The sequence below is a fragment of the Pseudomonas sp. C9 genome (genome assembly GCF_002000165.1).
GTDB lineage: Bacteria > Pseudomonadota > Gammaproteobacteria > Pseudomonadales > Pseudomonadaceae > Aquipseudomonas.
This window is the reverse complement of sequence record NZ_MPAK01000001.1, coordinates 281,758-300,850: the sequence shown is the minus strand read 5'-3', so window position 1 is coordinate 300,850 and position 19,093 is coordinate 281,758. Positions and strand designations below refer to the sequence as shown.

21 protein-coding genes are annotated in these 19,093 nt (G+C 59.2%); 14 read left to right on the top strand and 7 right to left on the bottom strand.

The genetic code is table 11. The features are described 5' to 3' along the window. Positions 1-58 precede the first annotated feature (58 nt). Positions 59-1,057: an ATP-binding protein gene (locus BMS17_RS01330; RefSeq protein WP_077430251.1), complete on the top strand. Its 999-nt coding sequence runs from the start codon at positions 59-61 to the stop codon at positions 1,055-1,057. Continuing rightward, entirely contained in the window at positions 1,039-1,731 is a 693-nt protein-coding gene (locus BMS17_RS01325; RefSeq protein WP_256577238.1) for a VWA domain-containing protein, read from the top strand. The genes BMS17_RS01330 and BMS17_RS01325 overlap by 19 nt, the downstream gene beginning before the upstream one ends. 59 nt (positions 1,732-1,790) lie before the next feature. Here the strand turns inward: BMS17_RS01325 and BMS17_RS01320 are convergent, their stop codons facing one another. Both BMS17_RS01320 and BMS17_RS01315 read right to left on the bottom strand, forming a co-directional pair. Further along, positions 1,791-2,855 (bottom strand): ComEC/Rec2 family competence protein, encoded by a 1,065-nt coding sequence (locus BMS17_RS01320; protein ID WP_256577237.1) that lies wholly within the window; start codon positions 2,853-2,855, stop codon positions 1,791-1,793. A gap of 128 nt (positions 2,856-2,983) precedes the next feature. Beyond that, on the bottom strand, positions 2,984-4,207 hold the full coding sequence (locus BMS17_RS01315) for an NADH:flavin oxidoreductase/NADH oxidase family protein (protein WP_077430248.1): 1,224 nt from the start codon (positions 4,205-4,207) through the stop codon (positions 2,984-2,986). Positions 4,208-4,284: 77 nt separating this feature from the next. Between BMS17_RS01315 and BMS17_RS01310 the strand changes: the two genes are divergently transcribed. After that, positions 4,285-4,695: a MerR family transcriptional regulator gene (locus tag BMS17_RS01310; RefSeq protein WP_046027445.1), complete on the top strand. Its 411-nt coding sequence runs from the start codon at positions 4,285-4,287 to the stop codon at positions 4,693-4,695. On the opposite strand, the gene BMS17_RS01305 is transcribed toward BMS17_RS01310, so the two are convergent. Further along, positions 4,686-4,943 (bottom strand): DUF2790 domain-containing protein, encoded by a 258-nt coding sequence (locus tag BMS17_RS01305; protein ID WP_077430247.1) that lies wholly within the window; start codon positions 4,941-4,943, stop codon positions 4,686-4,688. The two genes, BMS17_RS01310 and BMS17_RS01305, sit on opposite strands and share 10 nt — an antisense overlap. Positions 4,944-5,006: 63 nt before the next feature. Further along, positions 5,007-6,554 carry an MFS transporter gene (locus BMS17_RS01300; RefSeq protein ID WP_077430246.1) on the bottom strand — a complete coding sequence of 516 codons (1,548 nt, stop codon included), beginning with the start codon at positions 6,552-6,554 and terminating at the stop codon, positions 5,007-5,009. A gap of 103 nt (positions 6,555-6,657) precedes the next feature. On the opposite strand from BMS17_RS01300, the gene BMS17_RS01295 reads away from it, so the two are divergent. After that, positions 6,658-7,524: a LysR family transcriptional regulator gene (locus BMS17_RS01295; protein ID WP_077430245.1), complete on the top strand. Its 867-nt coding sequence runs from the start codon at positions 6,658-6,660 to the stop codon at positions 7,522-7,524. 66 nt (positions 7,525-7,590) lie between these two features. Here BMS17_RS01295 and BMS17_RS01290 read toward each other — a convergent pair whose 3' ends face one another. Then, complete coding sequence (locus BMS17_RS01290; protein ID WP_046027441.1) at positions 7,591-8,034, bottom strand: thioredoxin family protein; 444 nt, start codon at positions 8,032-8,034, stop codon at positions 7,591-7,593. A 332-nt stretch (positions 8,035-8,366) separates the two neighbouring features. Here BMS17_RS01290 and BMS17_RS01285 point away from each other — a divergent pair, with 332 nt between their 5' ends. The 10 genes from BMS17_RS01285 to BMS17_RS01240 all read left to right on the top strand — a co-directional run bounded on the left by BMS17_RS01285 (position 8,367) and on the right by BMS17_RS01240 (position 16,000). Further along, positions 8,367-8,615: a type II toxin-antitoxin system Phd/YefM family antitoxin gene (locus BMS17_RS01285; RefSeq protein WP_046027440.1), complete on the top strand. Its 249-nt coding sequence runs from the start codon at positions 8,367-8,369 to the stop codon at positions 8,613-8,615. Continuing rightward, positions 8,605-8,886 (top strand): type II toxin-antitoxin system RelE/ParE family toxin, encoded by a 282-nt coding sequence (locus tag BMS17_RS01280; RefSeq protein ID WP_077430244.1) that lies wholly within the window; start codon positions 8,605-8,607, stop codon positions 8,884-8,886. The genes BMS17_RS01285 and BMS17_RS01280 overlap by 11 nt, the downstream gene beginning before the upstream one ends. A 414-nt stretch (positions 8,887-9,300) precedes the next feature. Next, entirely contained in the window at positions 9,301-10,149 is an 849-nt protein-coding gene (locus tag BMS17_RS01275) for a transporter substrate-binding domain-containing protein (protein ID WP_077430243.1), read from the top strand. A gap of 52 nt (positions 10,150-10,201) precedes the next feature. Beyond that, on the top strand, positions 10,202-10,864 hold the full coding sequence (locus BMS17_RS01270) for an amino acid ABC transporter permease (RefSeq protein WP_008015908.1): 663 nt from the start codon (positions 10,202-10,204) through the stop codon (positions 10,862-10,864). Between the two features lie 8 nt (positions 10,865-10,872). Then, positions 10,873-11,535, top strand: coding sequence for an amino acid ABC transporter permease (locus BMS17_RS01265; RefSeq protein ID WP_046027437.1), 663 nt, complete (start codon positions 10,873-10,875; stop codon positions 11,533-11,535). Further along, the gene (locus BMS17_RS01260; protein WP_077430242.1) at positions 11,532-12,323 is read left to right on the top strand and encodes an amino acid ABC transporter ATP-binding protein; all 792 of its coding nucleotides are present in this window, start codon (positions 11,532-11,534) and stop codon (positions 12,321-12,323) included. The genes BMS17_RS01265 and BMS17_RS01260 overlap by 4 nt, the downstream gene beginning before the upstream one ends. A gap of 44 nt (positions 12,324-12,367) precedes the next feature. Next, entirely contained in the window at positions 12,368-12,757 is a 390-nt protein-coding gene (locus BMS17_RS01255) for a RidA family protein (protein ID WP_046027435.1), read from the top strand. Between the two features lie 157 nt (positions 12,758-12,914). Further along, the gene (locus BMS17_RS01250) at positions 12,915-13,679 is read left to right on the top strand and encodes an IclR family transcriptional regulator (RefSeq protein WP_077430241.1); all 765 of its coding nucleotides are present in this window, start codon (positions 12,915-12,917) and stop codon (positions 13,677-13,679) included. A 39-nt stretch (positions 13,680-13,718) separates the two neighbouring features. Beyond that, entirely contained in the window at positions 13,719-14,936 is a 1,218-nt protein-coding gene (locus tag BMS17_RS01245) for an amino acid deaminase (RefSeq protein WP_046027433.1), read from the top strand. A gap of 131 nt (positions 14,937-15,067) precedes the next feature. Then, a complete protein-coding gene (locus tag BMS17_RS01240; protein WP_077430240.1) occupies positions 15,068-16,000 on the top strand; it encodes a sugar kinase in 933 nt (310 codons plus the stop codon). Positions 16,001-16,122: 122 nt separating this feature from the next. On the opposite strand, the gene BMS17_RS01235 is transcribed toward BMS17_RS01240, so the two are convergent. Beyond that, complete coding sequence (locus BMS17_RS01235) at positions 16,123-16,398, bottom strand: peptidylprolyl isomerase (protein WP_007898282.1); 276 nt, start codon at positions 16,396-16,398, stop codon at positions 16,123-16,125. 64 nt (positions 16,399-16,462) lie between these two features. Next, positions 16,463-19,000, bottom strand: coding sequence for a PAS domain S-box protein (locus BMS17_RS01230; RefSeq protein WP_077430239.1), 2,538 nt, complete (start codon positions 18,998-19,000; stop codon positions 16,463-16,465). Between the last annotated feature and the right edge of the window lie 93 nt (positions 19,001-19,093).

Below are 19,093 nucleotides of genomic sequence, written 5' to 3'. Positions count from 1 at the left end.
TGCATTCCCACGCGGAGCGTGGGAACGATCACATCACCGACCACAAACGAGACCCGACATGACCGACACCCCGCATTTCCCGTTATCCGCCGTGGTCGGCGCCGACGACTTGAAGCTCGCCCTGTACCTGACCGCGATCGACCCGAAAATCGGTGGCGTACTCATCGAAGGCCCTCGCGGCATGGCCAAATCGACCTTGGCCCGTGGTCTGGCAGATCTGCTCGCCAGCGGTCAATTCGTCACGCTGCCGCTGGGTGCAACCGAGGAACGACTGGTCGGCACCCTCGACCTGGATGCGGCGCTGAGCGATGGCCGTGCGCAATTTTCCCCTGGTGTACTGGCCAAGGCTGACGGCGGCGTGCTCTATGTCGATGAGGTCAATCTGCTGCCCGATCACCTCGTGGACCTGTTGCTTGACGTCGCCGCCAGCGGCACCAACCTGATCGAACGCGACGGCATTTCCCATCGGCATTCGGCGAAATTCGTACTGATCGGCACCATGAACCCGGAAGAGGGCGAGCTGCGTCCACAACTGCTCGATCGCTTTGGCCTGAACGTTGCGCTCAGCGGCCATACCGCACCGACCGAGCGTGGTCAGATCATCCGTCGACGACTGGATTTCGACAGCGATCCGCAACAGTTCTGCGCGCAGTGGGAACATCAACAGCAGGCGCTGCGCGAACGCTGCGAGAAGGCCCGTAGTCTGTTGGCGAGCATCCCCCTCGACGATCAAGCGCTCGCACTGATTACGGAGCGCTGCTTTGCCGCCGGGGTCGATGGCTTGCGCGCCGACCTGGTCTGGCTGCGCGCCGCCCGCGCCCATGCCGCATGGCAAGGGGCGAACGCGATCACCGAGGACGATATCGACGCCGTCGCCGACTTCGCCTTGCGTCATCGTCGCTGCGAGCAAACACCGCCGGCACCGCAATCCAGTCAGTCACCGTCTGCGCAACCTTCCAACCCGAGCGAAGGCCAGGGCCAATGGGGAGACATGCCGGCCCAGGCGTTGCCGGTCGGCGCCCGCCGTGAAGTGCCGAGCTGGCCAAAAAAGCCTTAGGCATTCGCCCTCGATCTGATGCGGGGGCGAATGCCAGACCCCGCGCAGGACGGCTGGACAACGGCAAGCAAGGCAAGCGTCACGCTGCACGCAGCGGCTCGATCAATTGGCCCGGAACCTTGCTCAACGGCCGGCCACGTCAATGCAGCGATGTACTGTTCCATCTGCGCACGCGAAGCGCCCATGAATTGTGGCTGGTGATCGTCGATGCGTCGGCCTCGACGCGGCGTCATCAAGCATTAAGCGATGCCAAGGGTTTGCTGGCGCAATTGTTCGACGATGCCTATCGCCAACGTGCGCGACTGGCGTTGCTGACGGCCAGCGGCAATGTGCCGAAATGGCAGGTGCAAGGCTTGAAAGCCTCCAGCGGTTTGCGTACCTGGCTTGATGGGCTGGGTGCAAGCGGCGGCACGCCAGTGTTGGCGGCGCTGGAAGAGGCAGGGCGCTGGTTGGCGGCGCGGAAAAAACGCTTCCCGGCGGAACAGCAACGGGTGTTGCTGCTGACCGATGGGCGATTGAAAGAGTGGTCAGTTCTGCCTGCTCTGGATTGTCCCATTTTGCTGGTGGATATCGAAAGAGGACCGATTCGACTAAACCGGGCTAAACGGTTGGCAAGTGACTTGTGTGCCACTTATTTGCATATCGATATCCCGGAATCCCCCATTGTTTTCTGAGGGTAAATGTTCGGGGCGGCACCACTGATGGGCGATCAGTGGTGTGGGGACTCGCAGATCTAAATAAAGTTAATCAGCCCATCCAAAATGGAACCGGTAGCTTGGGTTTTGATGGTTACGGATTTTTTTACTACTTCGTTAGTGTAGTAGCAATTAACTCGGTGTCGATCGAGCAAATCGATTACTTCGTTGTGTGGGTGTGGGTCATTCGAAGTGCCGAATTTTCGGTTGTTATGGCTGATAATTGCATGATCAGGTTTAATGGCGAGCATCGCGTTGTTGGAAATATTTTCTCTGCTGCCATGATGTGGGACTTTTAGAAACTTCGCAGATATGTCGGTTTTTTCTTCGATCAGTCGTTCAAATACCGAGTTGTCTGCATCACCTGTAAATAACCAGTCGCCGCTGTCGTGCTGGTGTTTGAATACAATGCTGGCTCGGTTGGAATTCAACTTTACGTGCCGGGAGACGTAGTAATCTATATTGTTTTTTGAGGCGCCGGCGAGTGACTCACTGAGTGTGATGAAAAATAAATGCACGAATTTTCGCGCAAAGAACCCATACTCCAATTGGCTTTCGATGTGGCGTTGCAAAACCAGTGGTGAGACATAGTTAATTATTTCTTCTCTCGGAAGCTCTATTCCATATTCCGAAAGTATAGTCAGCGCTTGTTCGATGGACGTTTCGGAGGTTGGGAAGTCGTCGAAAATTTTTTCGGGGTGGCGAGGGGGGTTCAATATGGTTGCGTGGGTGCACAAAGTATCTCCCTGTGCGACCAACTGCGGGTGCAAGGTGCTGATCAACTTCCAGTTCGGCTGTTTAAGTTTTTCAGTGGTGTGTTTTTTTAGATAGCCGTATATTTTTGTTATTTCAGGAAGATAGTAGGGGATATAAGTGTGGGAAATTTCTATTTTTTTTGACTTTAATAGTCGCGGAACCCCACCGATATGATCTTCGTGTGAGTGGGTGATTAGTAACCGATAAATACCTGGGCTCAGTATGTTTTCAATATTCGCCTTGGCGGGACCTGTGTCTATTAGAAGCGGTGGATCGCTTAAATCACAACCTTGTCCTGGATTCAGAATAAAGGCGTCGCCTTGACCTACGTTTATTACAGTTAGCATTGTGAACACTCGGCTTCCATGGCAAATGATGCGCCTCGTCTTCCGGATTGCGATATTGGGAGTGCAAAGTATCGTCCCGGGCGGGCAGAGAGACGATACTAATATGCCATCATCGTGTCTAGCTCAGGTTACTTACTCATCGCCTGACGATACTGGCGAGTCCGTCGGCTGATGTACAACTGGTCAAGAATCAATGCCCACAGCGCCGATACCTGCGGCTGAGGCTTACGCCCGCGGCTGAGTCGCTTGAGCTGAAACTTCACCACCGCCATGTTCGCCAGCGCGGCCAATGGTTTGCGTTTCCAGCGGATCGGCGGCAACTGCGGGTGACTGTTCTGACCTTGGCGCCACTGTTTGACCAATTGCGGTTCGACGGCCATCGCCGTGCCAATGCCGGCCATGGCGATGCCGCTGTCGAGCACCTGCTCCACGATAGCCAGACGCCGGATGCCACCGGTTACCATCACCGGCATGTTCGCCACACTGGCCAGTTCACCGGCCATTTCCAGAAAGTAGGCTTCGCGCGCCAAGGTCCGGCCGTCGCGGGCTTCACCTTGCATCGCGGGGGCTTCGTAGCTGCCGCCGGAGAGTTCCAGCAGGTCGATGCGTTGCTCATTGAGCCACCGGATCACCTGACGGGCATCGTCGGCATCAAAACCGCCACGCTGGAAGTCGGCGGAATTGAGTTTCACTGCCACACAAAACTGCGGCGATACCGCCTCGCGAACGGCGCGGACCACGTCCAGCAGCAAACGCGCGCGATTTTCCAGTGATCCGCCCCAACGGTCGGTCCGCTGATTGGTCAGCGGCGAGAGGAACTGGCTGAGCAGGTAACCGTGCGCCGCATGGATCTGCACGCCAGTGAACCCGGCCTTTTCGGCGAGAGCTGCGCTGGTGGCGAAGCGGGTGATCACCTCGCTTATATTGGCCTCGGACATGGGTTTGGGCTCGGCAAACATCTTCGAAAAGCCCCCCAGGTCCAGCGCCACCGCCGACGGCGCCAAGGCTTGTTGGCCGAGGTTGGCCATGGTCTGGCGGCCGGGATGGTTCAATTGCACCCAGAAATGCGCACCACCGGCCCGGCCAATGGTTGCCCACTGACGGAACTGTTCGATATGCCGTTCGTCTTCCAGCACCACGCCACCGGGGCCGGTCATGGCGCGGCGATCGATCATGACATTGCCAGTCAGCAACAGGCCGGCTTCGCCCTCGGCCCAGGCCTGATACAGCTGAAACAAGGCGCGTGACGGCCCTTGGCCGGTATCGGCGAGGTTTTCTTCCATCGCGGCTTTGGCGATACGATTACCGACGGTCTGGCCGTTGGGTAGATTTAACGCTTGGAAGGGCGACATGCTTGACTCCTCATCAGTGAAGCGTAGAGGCTAAGCTTAAAGTTAACTTTAATGTCAAGCAGGCAAATGAGGCCGTGATGAAAATTGGTGAATTGGCGCAGTTAAGCGGCTTGAACGCTTCGCGAATCCGGTTTTACGAAGCTCAAGGGTTGATCAGTCAGGTGGCGCGCTCGGCCAATGGCTACCGGCGATACTCAGAGCAGGCCCTGCAAACACTGATGATTATTCAGTGTGCCCAACAGGCGGGGTTCAGCCTCGAAGAGCTGAAGCAGTTATTACCTGACACCGTAACGGGCGAGTTCAAGCGCGATGAACTGGTGGCGGGGCTTGTGCGAAAAGTCGAGCAGATCGAAGAAATGCAACTTCACCTGGCCCAGAGCAAGGCGAAGTTGCTGGGGGTGATCGAAAGCATCGAAGTGCGACCCGAAGGGATAGCCTGTGATGCGAATGCCGAGAGGGTGCTGGCGTCGCTCAAGCATCAGTTCTGATCGATGCATGAATCACCGTAAGCCTGGTAGCGCAGGACATGAGTGGCGCCCGTGGTGTCGACATAGGTCATCTCCCGTGGGCCGATGCCGCAATAATCGCCGTTGGTGATGTTGATGACCCTGGCAATGTTCAGCGATTTCGAATAGCTGTAGTCCTCGACGTTCGAGGGGCTGGCGTTGTCGGCAGAAGCAGCGGCGGCAGTGCCGCTCAGGGCAATCAGACACAGCGCGGACAGAAGGCATTTCATGATGGGGCTCTCGTAGTGGCTACTGATCAATTTCAGTGGCAGTACGACGAACCCCGTACGGGTTTATTCCAGGCTCAGGGAGAAGTTTTTTTGCACCGGAATCGGATTGCGCATCAGCGTGCCCACCACCAAGGCACACAGCAACGCCACCAGCCCGGCGACGCAGAGCAACAGACTGAAGCCGCCGACAAAGGCCTGACGCGCCAATGGCTCGACCACTGAGCGTGCAGTTTGCGGTAGCAGGTTCATGGCCGCCGCCATGTCACCGGCAACTACCCGCGAAGCAATGCCTTGTGCCTGGCTGAGCCACACCACGCCTTGAGTGGAAAGGCTGTCGCGCAACAACAGTTCGGTATGACTGGAGAGCAGCGCGCCGTAGACACCGATGGCCAGCACGATGGCGCTGAAACGCATGGTGGTGCTCATGCCCGACGCCATGCCGGTGCGCTCGCGGGGTACGCACGCCATGATGTTCTTTTGCGTGTCGCCATTGAGCAGCCCGGCACCCGCGCCGGTCACGGCAATCGCCAGGGCAAAGGGCAGGTAGCCGCCGCTGCTGACCGCCCAGGCACTGAGCAAGTTGCCGCTGCCGACGAGCGTCAACCCGGCCGCCATCAAGGTGGCAGGCGAAAAACGGCCGGCCAGTCGCGCGCCGATGCGTGGGCAGATCAGCATGGTCAACGCAAACGGCAGCATCCCCAGCCCCGACGCAATCGCCGAAAAGCCCAAGCCGTTTTGCAGGTAAAACGGCAGCAAGGTCATCATCACTTGAGCGCAACCGGCGTAGGCAAACATGCCGAGCAGTGCGCCGATAAAACGCGGATGCTTGAACAATTGCAGGTCGACCATCGGCCGCTGTTGCATCCGCTCAATCACCACGAACAGCCCCAACAATAACGCGCCGCCGATGAGCCGGACGTAAGTGGTCGGGTTGTTCCAGCCAATCCGGTTAGCCTCGATCAACCCCCAGATCAGGCACAACAAACTTGCACTGAATGCCAGGCTGCCCCAGGGATCGAGGCGTGCGGATTGGGCGTCTCTGGATTCCGGTACGGTGCGCCAGACCATGACCATCAAGAACACGCCAATGGGCAGGTTGAGGTAAAAAATCCAGCGCCAGCCGATGTATTCGGTGATCAGCCCGCCGACCGTCGGCGCCGCGGTCATCGCCACCCCCATGCACGCCCCCCAGAACGCCCAGGCTTTGGCCCGCTCGACTTCATCGTGAAAGGTGTGGCCAATGGAGGCCAGTGCCGAGGTCAACAACAGTGCCGCGCCGACCCCCTTGATCGCCCGCGCAATATCGAGGAACAACGCGTTGGGCGCCGCACCGCACCCGAGGGACGCAAGAATGAAAATGCCCAGGCCCCAGAGCAGGGTTTTCTGCCGGCCAAAGCGGTCGGCAATGCTGCCCGCGGGCAGTAGCAGGGCGGCGAACGCCAGCATGTAGGCGCTGACGACCCATTCGATGTCGGCAAAGTTTGCGCCGAGGTCCCGTGCGATGGTCGGCAACGTGACCGCGACGATGTTGGTGTCCAGCACGATCAGCGAGCAGACACCTGAGGCTGTGAGTAACGTCAGTCGCGGGCTGACCTTGGGTTTGACGGGCATGACCGGAGCTCTTTACTGTGAGGGGCCATGCAGCTTATCGCCAGCAGGGGCTTGCTTTGTTAGGCATGGACCGTCAATTCATTACCTTTGGGCTAACGCACTAATGGAAATTCGCCATTTTCGCTATTTTCTGGCCGTTGCCCGGCAGCGCAATTTCACCCGCGCCGCCGAACATTTGGGCATCGCGCCGCCGACCTTGAGCCGACAGATCCAGGACATGGAAAGCGAACTGGGGGCTCGGTTGTTCTTGCGCCAGCAGCGTGACGTGAAGCTGACCGAGGCGGGCGCGGCGCTGGTGATCGAGGCCGAAGCCACCGTGCGCCAATTCGAATGTGCACAGCGCAACGCACAGCGGGCTGGGCGTGGCGACATTGGTCATATCGAACTGGGTTACGTGGCCTCGGCGGTGTTCGGCGGCGTGCTGCAAAAACAGGTGCAAGCCTTCAGCCGCGAATGCCCCGACGTGAGTCTGAATGTGCGGGAAAGCTCCATGGCCACGTTGCCGGCCATGGTGCTCGATGGTCGATTTGACATGGGCTACGTCCGTTCGCCGATGACGCTGCCGGAAGGACTGGACGAGATCCGCCTCGACGCAGAAGGTTTTGTGCTCGCGGTCTCGGCCGAGTCCTGGCTGTGCCGTTTGCCGGACATCGGCCCGCAACATTTGCAAAACGAGACGTTCATCCTGCCGGAACAAATCAGCGGCACCTTGCAAGTGGCCGCCCAAGGCGGCTTTTCGCCGACCCTGGGGGCGCAACCGGGCGGGTTGGTGGCCGTGATTGCCTTGGTGTCGTTGGGGCAGGGCGTGGCAGTCGTGCCGGAATCGGTGGTCGGCCACGTCGGTTTGCCCGGCGTCCTGTATCGCAAGATCAGCGGCTGTGAAGCGACGTCCTGGCTGTCGCTGATTTATCGTCGCTTCGAGAAATCGGCGGCGGTGGTGAGGTACATCGAGCAGGTCAAACATTCCTGAGCACGACAATTTCGCGAGCAAGCTTGCACGCGATAGCGTCCTGTCAAACACCACTATTGCCAAGCCTTAACACCCGGCTCGACGATTCAACCGCTCAAAGGCCCGAGGCACGGTACACAATCTGCGCAACGTCTGGCGCAACCATGCTAGATCGTGACTCGGCGCCTGGCGCACATATCGCGGCCTGAGCCTGCCGACGTGGTGGGCGAAATCCTGCTCCAGGGTCTCCTGAGAGCCAATGCCCTTGAGTTTCTTCCTCAATCTCCCGTCCTTGAAAAACAGCACCGTCGGCGTACCCGTAACGTTCGGATGCCGAGGTGATTCGCTGGTGTTCAACACGTAGATATTCGCGTGATGGCGATAGCGCTCGGCAACCTGGCGAAAGATCGGTTCCGCCCATTCGCAGGCCGGGCAGTGTTCGTTGCCGAAATACAGGATCACAGGACGCCAGGTTTTCAGTGCCTTGCGATACACCGGGGCCAGCGAGGTCAGGTGGTTTGTCGAGCTCATTGAAATCTCCTTTTCACAACGACCATCGAGGGTTTGTCGACGGTAAAGGAGGGGAATGAGGTGCGTCTACTGTCAGAAATTACAGGTGGGAAACTTCTTACGTTGTCTCGGAAGTTGCGCACGGTATTACACGATTCTCCCGACGGAGATCTCAGAAATCCAGATGCGTATGACGTGATACTTTTTGTGCAATCGAGAACAAGCACTGTTCAGGATCTGTAATGAGACACCCTTGCCTTGGGGGCGTGAAATTTCTCTCAAAAGGATGGAACTCAGATGCGCTTTAGAGTGCTATTTTTAGCGTCTCTAAAAGCACTCATAGGAACAAATTCATGACACATATCGTGCTTTCGCAAGTCGTGGCGAGCATCTCCGAGCTGAAAAAAAACCCGATGGGTACGGTTGCTGCCGGTGGTGGTTTATCTGTTGCGATCCTCAACCGTAATGAGCCGGCTTTCTATTGCGTTCCCGCCAAGGAGTACGAAGCGATGATGAGTCGTTTGGAAGATTTGGAGTTAATCGCTCTTTGCAAAGAACGAGAGAACGATCCCACCATAAAGGTTTCAATTGATGACCTATGAGCTGGAATTCTCTGAAAAAGCGTGGAAAGAATGGCAAAAGCTGGGGGGCAACCTAAGGGAGCAATTCAAAAGGAAGCTTCAGGAGCGACTGCTTAATCCGCATGTTCCCGCAGACCGGCTAAGCGGGCTTGGAAATGCTTACAAGATCAAGCTACGTGGTGCTGGATACAGGATGGTTTATCGAGTGAAGGACGAGGTGTTGATAGTGACTGTCATCGCCGTGGGGAAACGAGAACGGGGCGATGTTTACAAAAATGCAGGCGATCGCTGACGGGAGCTGTCTGAAGGCTTATTCCGAAAGGAATGTGCGCCGACGGAGACGCTGTACTCGTAGATGCCAGATGCCCTGATTGATCGTGGAAGAAAATGTGGAGTGTAGGGCACGCAATACTTTGCCCTTCTCGATTCCTCCAAGAAAGAATGCATTATTAGTCAGCACCGTCTTGGCTCACCGACATCCCAGATGTGAACCAGATACCCGCCAACTGTGGCCAACGGTAGCGCTCCCTTGATCGTGCGTTCCGTAACACTCTTGCCGTGCTTTCGCACATCCATTTGATTCAAAACACTTTTCAATCTCCCCAACATTCCCTCCACAACCTGTGGCACACTTTCTGCTGTCTATTCCGCTGTTACATACTCGTGTCCGGTATAGCGGAATAAACATCACCCTGGAGTGCTTGCCATGCATCGCCGACCTTCCTTGTTTAAAGCGTGTGTTTTCCTTTTCGCCGCGTCTGCCTCTGTCATGGGCATGGCCCAGGCAGCAGACAGCAAGCTCGATAGCGTGCTGGCCCGCGGGAAATTGATTGTGGGCACGGGCAGCACCAATGCGCCGTGGCACTTCCAGGGAGCGGATGGCAAGTTGCAGGGGTTCGATATCGATATCGGGCGGATGATTGCCAAGGGGTTGTTCAACGACCCGACCAAGGTCGAGTTCGTGGTGCAGTCGTCCGATGCGCGGATTCCCAATCTGCTCACCGACAAGGTCGACATCAGTTGCCAGTTCATCACCGTGACCGCCAGTCGTGCGCAACAGGTGGCATTCACCCTGCCGTATTACCGTGAAGGCGTCGGCCTGCTGTTGCCGGCGAACAGCAAGTACAAGGAAATCGAAGACCTCAAGGCCGCTGGCGACAGCGTGACCGTGGCGGTGTTGCAGAACGTGTACGCCGAGGAGTTGGTGCACCAGGCACTGCCCAAGGCCAAGGTCGATCAGTACGACAGTGTGGATTTGATGTACCAGGCCGTGAACTCCGGCCGTGCCGATGCCGCCGCCACCGATCAGTCGTCGGTCAAATACCTGATGGTGCAGAACCCTGGCCGCTATCGCAGCCCGACTTACGCCTGGAGCCCGCAAACCTACGCCTGCGCAGTCAAACGTGGCGATCAGGACTGGCTGAACTTCGTCAACACCACCTTGCATGAAGCCATGACCGGCGTGGAGTTCCCGACCTACGCGGCGTCGTTCAAACAGTGGTTCGGTGTCGAGCTGCCGTCGCCGGCCATCGGTTTCCCTGTCGAATTCAAATGATCCCGTGAGAGCGGGGCGCCTGTAACGCGCCCCGCTCAAGGTACTGCTGACCATGAACTATCAGTTGAATTTTGCCGCCGTGTGGCGCGATTTCGACACCTTGCTGGCGGGGCTCGGTCTGGGCCTCGAACTGGCACTGGTGTCGATCGCCATCGGCTGTGTGATCGGCCTGATGATGGCGTTTGCTTTGCTTTCGAAGCACCGCGCATTGCGGGTGCTGGCGTCGGTGTATGTGACGGTGATCCGCAATACACCGATTCTGGTATTGATTCTGTTGATCTACTTTGCCTTGCCGAGCCTGGGCATTCGCCTGGACAAGATCCCGTCGTTCATCATCACGCTGTCGCTGTATGCCGGGGCGTATCTGACCGAAGTGTTCCGGGGCGGCTTGTTGAGCATTCCCAAGGGGCAGCGCGAAGCCGGGTTGGCCATTGGCCTGGGCGAGTGGCAGGTCAAGGCGTACGTCACCGTTCCGGTGATGTTGCGCAATGTGCTGCCAGCCTTGTCGAACAACTTCATTTCGCTGTTCAAGGACACTTCGCTGGCCGCTGCGATTGCGGTGCCGGAGCTGACCTATTACGCGCGCAAGATCAATGTCGAGAGCTACCGGGTGATTGAAACCTGGCTGGTGACCACGGCGCTCTATGTTGCGGCCTGCTACCTCATTGCCATGATGCTGCGTTACCTCGAACAGCGTCTGGCGATCCGCCGATAGGAGGCCCCATGTACGAATCCCCCAGTTGGTTGCATGAGTTATGGGTGGCCCGCGAAGTGTTGTGGCAAGGCTTTTTGACCAGCGTGCAGGTGTCGGCACTGGCCATTTTGCTGGGTACGATGGTCGGCATTGTCGCCGGCCTGGTGCTGACCTACGGCAAGTTCTGGATGCGCGCGCCGTTTCGTTTTTATGTCGACCTGATTCGCGGGACGCCGGTATTTGTGTTGGTGCTGGCCTGCTTCTACATGGCGCCGGCACTGGGTTGGCAGATCAGCGCGTTTCAGGCCGGTGCCTTGGGTCTGACGCTGTTTTGCGGCTCCCACGTCGCCGAAATCGTGCGCGGTGCGTTGCAAGCATTACCCAGCGGGCAGATGGAAGCGAGCAAAGCCATCGGCCTGACGTTTTATCAGGCCCTCGGGTATGTGCTGTTGCCTCAGGCGCTGCGGCAAATCCTGCCGACCTGGGTCAACTCATCGACCGAGATCGTCAAGGCGTCGACCCTGTTGTCGGTGATCGGTGTGGCCGAGTTGCTGCTCAGCACGCAGCAGATCATCGCCCGGACCTTCATGACCCTGGAGTTTTACCTGTTCGCCGGATTTCTGTTTTTCGTCATCAACTACGGCATCGAATTACTCGGCCGGCACATTGAAAAGCGGGTGGCCTTGCCATGACTCAAACTTCCAACATGCAAAACGGTCAGGCCCTGCTGGACATTCGCGGGCTGCACAAACAGTACGGCAAGCTCGAAGTGCTCAAGGGCGTAGACCTGAGCATGCAGCGCGGCAACGTCGTCACACTGATCGGCTCCAGCGGCTCGGGCAAAACCACACTGTTGCGTTGCGTGAACATGCTCGAAGAGTTTCAGGGCGGGCAGATCATGCTCGATGGCGAGTCCATCGGCTATGACGAGGTCAACGGCAAGCGTGTGCGCCACCCGGAAAAAGTCATCGCCCGTCATCGTGCGATGACCGGCATGGCGTTCCAGCAGTTCAACCTGTTCCCGCACCTCACCGCGTTGCAAAACGTCACGCTGGGTTTGCTCAAGGTCAAGAAGCTCCACAAGGACGAAGCGGTCGCGCTGGCGGAAAAATGGCTGGAGCGCGTCGGTTTGCTGGAGCGCCGTGATCACTATCCCGGTCAGTTGTCCGGCGGTCAGCAACAGCGCGTGGCGATTGCCCGGGCGATTGCGATGAACCCGAGCCTGATGCTGTTTGATGAAGTCACCTCGGCGCTCGACCCTGAGCTGGTAGGCGAGGTGCTGAACGTGATCAAGGGCCTGGCCGACGAAGGCATGACCATGTTGCTGGTCACCCACGAAATGCGTTTTGCGTTCGAAGTTTCGGACAAGATCGTTTTCATGAATCAGGGGCGCATTGAAGAGCAGGGGCCACCCAAGGAGCTGTTCGAACGTCCGCAATCACCGCGACTGGCGGAATTTCTCAAGAACACGCGCTTCTGATTTTTTTCAGAAGCATTTTCACTTCTCAATCAGGAGAAACACTCATGAGCATTACTCGTTACGGCACCGGCAGCACCGCCGGTGGCGGCCAGCCCCGTCCTTTTGCACGCGCCGTTGAAGCCGATGGCTGGCTGCATGTGTCTGGCCAGGTGCCGGCGCTGGATGGCGAAATCATTGTGGGTGGCATTGTCGAGCAGACTCACCAGACCATGAAAAACCTGATCGCGATTCTCGAAGAGGCCGGTTATGGCCTGGAAGACGTGGTGCGCACGGGCGTATGGCTGGAAGACCCACGGGATTTCTGGAGCTTCAACAAAGTGTTTTCCGAGTACTTCAGCCCCGAGCACGCCCCGGCGCGCGCGTGTGTGCAGGCGAACATGATGGTCGACTGCAAGGTTGAGATCGACTGCATCGCGTACAAGAAAAAGGCCTGAACCGAGGTGACTTCATCGCGGGCAAGCCACGCTCCCACATTGGATCTCCAGTGTTCACACAATCCCTGTGGGAGCTGGCTTGCCAGCGATGGCGGCCTAACGGTCACCGCGGGACTCTGGGTAAACTCCCCGGCGAATTTGAATGGGAACCACTGACATGACCGAAGACACCATCAAGCGCCGGGCACGTGGGCTGGACCGGGCGTTCGATATCCTCGACTTCCTCAAGGAAATCGGCAAACCCCTGCGCCCGAACGAAATCGCCAGCGGCATCGGCAGTCCGAAATCCACGGTCTACGAACTGGTGGCCTCGCTGCTGGAACGTCGGGTTCTGGAGGCCGTGGGCAAGGACGGTCACGTTTACCTCGGCCGTCAGCTGTACTTCCTGGGGCAGGCGCATTTGCGTCATTTCGACCTGACCCGCGAGGCTGATCATGCCTTGCAGGAGATCGTCAGCCAGACCCATGAAACCGCCCAGATGTGCCTGCTCAACGGGCGCAAATACACGGTGGCACTGATGAAGGAAGGCGAGCGGCATTTCCGCATTTCTTCGGACATCGGCGAGAACGCGCCGATTCCGTGGACGGCGTCCGGGCGCCTTCTGCTGACGCACTTGAGTGACCAGGAAATCGTCGACTTGATCGACCACGACGACTTCATCCTGCCCAACGGCGAGCGTCTGGCGCTGGAGCAGTTTCTCCAGGAGATCCGTCAGGCCGGTATCGAGGGCTTCTTCTCTTTCGATAGTGTCGCCGACACCTTTACCCACTGCTTCGCCGCTCCGGTCAAAGACCCGACCGGCGTTGCCATCGCGACCTTGTGCATCGTCGCTCCACGGGACGATGCCAAGAACAATTACGACGCTTATCGCCAGGTGCTGATCGACAGCGCCAACAGCCTGGCCCGGCGTATCAACGAATAACAGCGGCTGCCTGCGGCCGCGAATGTGAGGAGTTCGACCATGTCTACTGCCCAAAATACTGCCGCCGTGGAAAAGGGCTTTGCCCAGGCCGGCGCCAATCTGGTACGCGACGTCAGCCTGCCGGCGCTGGTGCTGCACCGCGAAGCGCTGGAGCACAACATTCGGTGGATGCAGACGTTTGTCAGCAACAGCGGTGCCGAACTCGCGCCTCACGGCAAAACCAGCATGACCCCGGCACTGTTTCGCCGCCAACTGGACGCCGGTGCCTGGGGCATCACCCTGGCGAGCGCTACGCAAACTCGCGCGGCTTACGCCCACGGTGTGCGTCGGGTGCTGATGGCCAACCAGTTGGTGGGCACGCCGAACATGGCGCTGATCGCCGATCTGCTGGCAGACCCGACCTTTGATTTCCATTGCATGGTCGATCACCCGGACAACGTCGCCGACCTCGGGGCGTTCTTCGCCTCGCGCGGTGTGCGCCTGAACGTGATGATCGAATACGGCGTGGTGGGTGGTCGTTGCGGTTGCCGCACGGAAGACGAAGTTCTCGCACTGGCCAAAGCGATCAACGCACAACCGGCGTTGGCACTGACCGGTATCGAAGGCTACGAAGGCGTGATCCATGGTGATCATGCGGTCACCGGCATTCGTGATTTCGCCGCCTCTCTGGTGCGTTTGGCGGTGCAGTTGCAGGACAGCGGCGCGTTTGCCATCGACAAGCCGATCATCACCGCGTCGGGCTCGGCCTGGTACGACTTGATCGCTGAGTCTTTCGAAGCGCAGAACGCCGCGGGCCGTTTCCTCAGCGTGCTGCGTCCCGGCAGCTACGTGGCGCACGATCATGGCATCTACAAAGAAGCGCAGTGCTGCGTGCTCGACCGTCGCAGCGACCTGCACGAAGGCCTGCGCCCGGCACTGGAAGTCTGGGCGCACGTGCAGTCGATGCCGGAGCCGGGTTTTGCGGTGATTGCCCTGGGCAAGCGCGATGTGGCCTATGACGCCGGTTTGCCGGTGCCGCTGCTGCGTTACAAGGCCGGGGTGATCCCGGCCAACGGCGATGACGTCAGCGCCTGCAAGGTGACAGCGGTGATGGATCAACACGCGTTCATGACCGTCGCGCCGGGGGTTGAATTGCGGGTGGGCGACATCATTTCGTTCGGCACCTCGCACCCGTGCCTGACGTTCGACAAGTGGCGTACCGGGTGTCTGGTGGATGAACAGCTGAATGTCATCGAAACCATGGAAACCTGTTTCTAAGGCTTGATACCGAGGTGCGGCAATCGCGGGCAAGCCCGGCTCCTACAGGGGTTAGACGATCCCTGTAGGAGCGGAGCTTGCTCGCGATGAGGCCCGCCCAGACAACAAAGAAACACCAGAGACCCCACACAATGCACACCATCAACACCCTGGGGCCAGATGCCCCACGCATCGCCCTGATCGGCGAATGCATGATCGAGCTGCAACATCGCGCCGACGGCAGCCTCCAACAAAGCTTCGGCGGCGATACCCTGAACACCGCCGTCTACCTGGCCCGTGAACTGGGCGAGCGCGGTATCGTCGACTACGTCACGGCCCTGGGCGACGACAGTTTCAGCGATGCGATGTGCCAGCACTGGGCCAGCGAAGACATCGGCTTGGGCATGGTCCAGCGTTTGCCCGGTCGCTTGCCCGGTTTGTATTGCATCCAGACCGATGCCGCCGGTGAGCGCCGTTTCCTCTACTGGCGCAACGAAGCCGCCGTGCGCGATTGCTTCACCACGCCAGCGGCCGCGCCGATCCTGGCGGCACTGCCGGATTACGACGTGCTGTATTTCAGCGGCATTACCCTGGCGGTGCTCGGTGTGCAAGGTCGGGAAAAGTTGCTGGAAACGTTGATTGAAGCCCGTCAACGAGATGCGCGGATCGTCTTCGACAACAATTATCGGCCACGGCTGTGGACTTCAGTCGAAGAAGCTCGCGCGGCGTATCGCAGTGTTTTGCCGTATGTGGACCTGGCGTTGCTGACCCTTGAGGACGAGCAGGCGCTGTTTCATTTCTCCAGCGGCGAGGCGGTGTTCGAGGCTTACGAGCAGATCGGTACGCCGGAAGTGGTGCTCAAGCGTGGCGCCGAGGCTTGTTTGATTCGTTGCGACGGCGAGATGTTCGAGGTGCCGGCGCAGAAGGTCGAGCGCGTTGTAGACACCACGGCGGCGGGGGATTCGTTCAGTGCGGCGTATCTGGCCAGCCGACTCAAGGGCGGGAGCCCGGCGGAGGCGGCGGAGGCGGGGCATCGACTGGCGAGCCGGGTGATTCAGGTGCCGGGAGCGTTGATCCCAAGATAGCGGTGGATGGCCACTGGCTGCGCCATCGGTTCGCGAGCAGGCTCGCTCCGACAGTGGATCTTCGGTGTTCACAAAACCTGTGGGAGCGGGCTTGCCCGCGATGGGGCCCAACAGCCAACCGATCAATCCCGGTAAAACACCTGCACCAGGTGATACCCGAACTTGCTCTTGATTGGCCCATGCACCACCCGCAGCGGTTTCTTGAAAATCACCGCATCAATGACCCCGACCATCTGCCCCGGCCGAACTTCACCCAGGTCGCCGCCGCGCTTGCCGGACGGGCAGGTGGAGTACTTTTTGGCCAGCACATCGAAGGCTTCGCCCTTGGCGATGCGTTGTTTGAGCTGCTCGGCTTCTTCCGAGGTTTTCACCAGAATATGGCGGGCTTGAGCTTTCATGGGCATACCTTGCAACGGTGGTGGCTATGTTGATACCAGCGGGGGGGCGCGATTATGCCTTAACTCAGTCCGGTTGGCCGATCATCGTGCGAATCTTGTTGGCCAGCAGATCAATGGAAAAAGGCTTGGCGACCATGTCCATGCCTTCTTCGAGGAACCCCTGGCGTTCGGCGGCTGTTTCCGCGTAACCGGTCATGAACAGCACTTTCAGTCCCGGGCGATGCTGGCGGGCGATTTCTGCCAGTTGCCGCCCGTTCATGCCCGGCAGCCCGACATCGGTCACCAGCAGGTCGACCCGCAAATCAGACTCCAGCAAGGGCAGGGCCGTTGTCGCATCTTCGGCTTCGTAAGCGTGGTAACCCAGCTCTTTGAGCAGGTCGAGCACCAGCATGCGCACCGCCGGATCATCTTCCACCAACACCACGGTTTCCCCGGCAATCGCTGCGGGTGCCTCGCCCGTCACCGGCGTCAGCACGTCCTGCGGTTCCATGGCGTGCAGGCGTGGCAAATACAGGCGCACGCTGGTGCCCTGGCCCGGCAAGCTGAACAGGCTGACATGCCCGCCCGATTGCTGGGCGAAGCCGTAAATCATCGACAACCCCAGGCCGGTGCCCTGGCCGATGGGCTTGGTGGTGAAGAACGGGTCGAACGCCTTGGCCAATACCGACGGCGTCATGCCGGTGCCGTTGTCGCTGACGGCGATCATCACGTAGTCCCCGGCCTTGACCGGTTCCACCGTGGTGATGTCGCTGCCGTCGAGGTAAACATTCGCCGTTTCGATCAGCAGTTCGCCGCCACCGGGCATCGCATCGCGGGCGTTGATCACCAGGTTGAGCAGGGCATTTTCCAGTTGGCTGACGTCGGTGCTGATCGACCAGACTTCATCGGCCAGTTGCAGTTTGAGCTCGATGTGGTCGCCCTTGGTCCGGCTGAGCAAATCCTCCAGCGAACGCACCAGCTCGTTGGCATTGAGCGGCTTGCGATCCAGTGACTGGCGACGGGAGAACGCCAGCAGGCGATGGGTCAGCGCGGCGGCGCGGTTGGCCGAGGACACGGCGGCTTCGGTAAAACGGCCAATCTCGGCAGTACGCCCGTCGGAGATGTAGCGCTGCATCAGGTCGAGACTGCCGATGATCCCGGTGAGCATGTTGTTGAAGTCATGGGCGATACCGCCGGTGAGTTGGCCGACGGCCTCCATTTTCTGTGCATGACGCAAGGCGTCCTCGGCACGCTCGCGTTCGACCATCTCGTTCTGCAGACGCTGGTTGGCTTCGGCCAACTGCTGTGTGCGGGCGGCGACGCGCTCTTCCAGGGTTTCGTTGAGGTTGCGCAAGGCTTCCTCGGTCTGCTTGCGCTCGGTTTCGTCGATTACAAAAATGTAGAAACCATTCACCGCGCCGTCCGCACCGTGGCGCGGCAGGTAATTCATCAGCGCCTGGCGCAGGCTGCCGTCACGGTGTGGCGTGCTGATACTGAAACTGCAGGGCTTGCCCTTCAGGGCTTCGCCGATGTATTCGGCGCGCAACGCATAGGCCTCGTCACCCAGCACTTCACGAATGGTTTTGCCAAAGAGCTCTTGGGGCGTCAGGCCGTACCAGTCCAGGTAGGCGGAATTGTTCAGGCGAAAACGCTCTTCACTGTCGACGTAGCTGATCAGGATCGGCATGGCATTGATGATCAGTTGCAGCTCGGTCTGGCTTTGGCGCAGCGCCTGTTCGGTGTGTTTGCGCTCGGTAAGGTCCAGCGCCGCCCCGAGAAAACGCATCGGCCGGCCATGGTGATCCTTATAGCAACGACCCCGGGCAAACACCCAGCGCAACTGGCCGTCGGGTTGCAGCAGGCGATACTCCTCGGCGTACTCGGTGCCATGGGTGATGCAGTGCTTGATGCTGCGCGCGATCATCGCCCGGTCTTCGGGGTGCACGCCGTGCAAGTACTCGCTGATGGGTAACTGCCCGGCCAGTTCCGGGTTGACGCCGTGCAGTTGGGCGAAATGGGCATCGGCGAGGAAACGGTCTTCACCGATGTCCCAGTCCCAGGTGCCGACCGCGTCGGTGGCCGCCAAGGCCAGTTGCAGGCGTTGCTCGGTTTCGCGCTGGGCCTTGAGGCTCGCGGCCGAGCGCTGCTCCAGTTCCAGGGCGATGCGGCGGCGTTCGTTGGTTTCAATGGCGGTGACCAGGATTCCGGCGACCTCGGCGCTTTCATCGCGGATCGGGCTGTAGGTCAAATCCAGCCAGAAGTCGGAATCCGCACCGTCACGCTGCAAGGTAAAGCGCTGTTCGCTGTAGGTGCGTACCTGGCCCTGTAGGACAGCGCTGTAAATCGGGTCGGTAAAGTCCTGGAGATCTGGCCAGATTTGATGCGTCGGCTGTCCGAAAGCGTGTGGATGCTTGCTGCCGGCGAGGAGGGCGAAGCCATCGTTGTAAATCTGTGTCAGTTGCGGACCCCACAGCAACAGCATTGGCATCGGTGAGTGGATCACGATATCCACGGCGGTGCGCAGGCTCTGTGGCCAGGTGCCGGCCGCGCCCAATGGGGTGCGTGTCCAGTCCAGCCTGGCAATCAAGGCCTGGGCATCGCTGCCGATGGGGAATGCGTTCATCAAGTCGTCCTGCGTTTAAGCCGGTGTGGCGGCGTCTACTTTTCTCGTAGAGGGGTAGACGCTGGATGGCCCGTTTGGGGTCATTATTTTTGC

Coding starts and splice junctions, on each gene's coding strand:
- BMS17_RS01330 (WP_077430251.1), top strand. CDS start 59: ATGACCGACACCCCGCATTTCCCGTTATCCGCCGTGGTCGGCGCCGAC.
- BMS17_RS01320 (WP_256577237.1), bottom strand. CDS start 2,855: ATGCTAACTGTAATAAACGTAGGTCAAGGCGACGCCTTTATTCTGAAT.
- BMS17_RS01315 (WP_077430248.1), bottom strand. CDS start 4,207: ATGTCGCCCTTCCAAGCGTTAAATCTACCCAACGGCCAGACCGTCGGT.
- BMS17_RS01310 (WP_046027445.1), top strand. CDS start 4,285: ATGAAAATTGGTGAATTGGCGCAGTTAAGCGGCTTGAACGCTTCGCGA.
- BMS17_RS01305 (WP_077430247.1), bottom strand. CDS start 4,943: ATGAAATGCCTTCTGTCCGCGCTGTGTCTGATTGCCCTGAGCGGCACT.
- BMS17_RS01300 (WP_077430246.1), bottom strand. CDS start 6,554: ATGCCCGTCAAACCCAAGGTCAGCCCGCGACTGACGTTACTCACAGCC.
- BMS17_RS01295 (WP_077430245.1), top strand. CDS start 6,658: ATGGAAATTCGCCATTTTCGCTATTTTCTGGCCGTTGCCCGGCAGCGC.
- BMS17_RS01290 (WP_046027441.1), bottom strand. CDS start 8,034: ATGAGCTCGACAAACCACCTGACCTCGCTGGCCCCGGTGTATCGCAAG.
- BMS17_RS01285 (WP_046027440.1), top strand. CDS start 8,367: ATGACACATATCGTGCTTTCGCAAGTCGTGGCGAGCATCTCCGAGCTG.
- BMS17_RS01280 (WP_077430244.1), top strand. CDS start 8,605: ATGACCTATGAGCTGGAATTCTCTGAAAAAGCGTGGAAAGAATGGCAA.
- BMS17_RS01275 (WP_077430243.1), top strand. CDS start 9,301: ATGCATCGCCGACCTTCCTTGTTTAAAGCGTGTGTTTTCCTTTTCGCC.
- BMS17_RS01270 (WP_008015908.1), top strand. CDS start 10,202: ATGAACTATCAGTTGAATTTTGCCGCCGTGTGGCGCGATTTCGACACC.
- BMS17_RS01265 (WP_046027437.1), top strand. CDS start 10,873: ATGTACGAATCCCCCAGTTGGTTGCATGAGTTATGGGTGGCCCGCGAA.
- BMS17_RS01260 (WP_077430242.1), top strand. CDS start 11,532: ATGACTCAAACTTCCAACATGCAAAACGGTCAGGCCCTGCTGGACATT.
- BMS17_RS01255 (WP_046027435.1), top strand. CDS start 12,368: ATGAGCATTACTCGTTACGGCACCGGCAGCACCGCCGGTGGCGGCCAG.
- BMS17_RS01250 (WP_077430241.1), top strand. CDS start 12,915: ATGACCGAAGACACCATCAAGCGCCGGGCACGTGGGCTGGACCGGGCG.
- BMS17_RS01245 (WP_046027433.1), top strand. CDS start 13,719: ATGTCTACTGCCCAAAATACTGCCGCCGTGGAAAAGGGCTTTGCCCAG.
- BMS17_RS01240 (WP_077430240.1), top strand. CDS start 15,068: ATGCACACCATCAACACCCTGGGGCCAGATGCCCCACGCATCGCCCTG.
- BMS17_RS01235 (WP_007898282.1), bottom strand. CDS start 16,398: ATGAAAGCTCAAGCCCGCCATATTCTGGTGAAAACCTCGGAAGAAGCC.
- BMS17_RS01230 (WP_077430239.1), bottom strand. CDS start 19,000: ATGAACGCATTCCCCATCGGCAGCGATGCCCAGGCCTTGATTGCCAGG.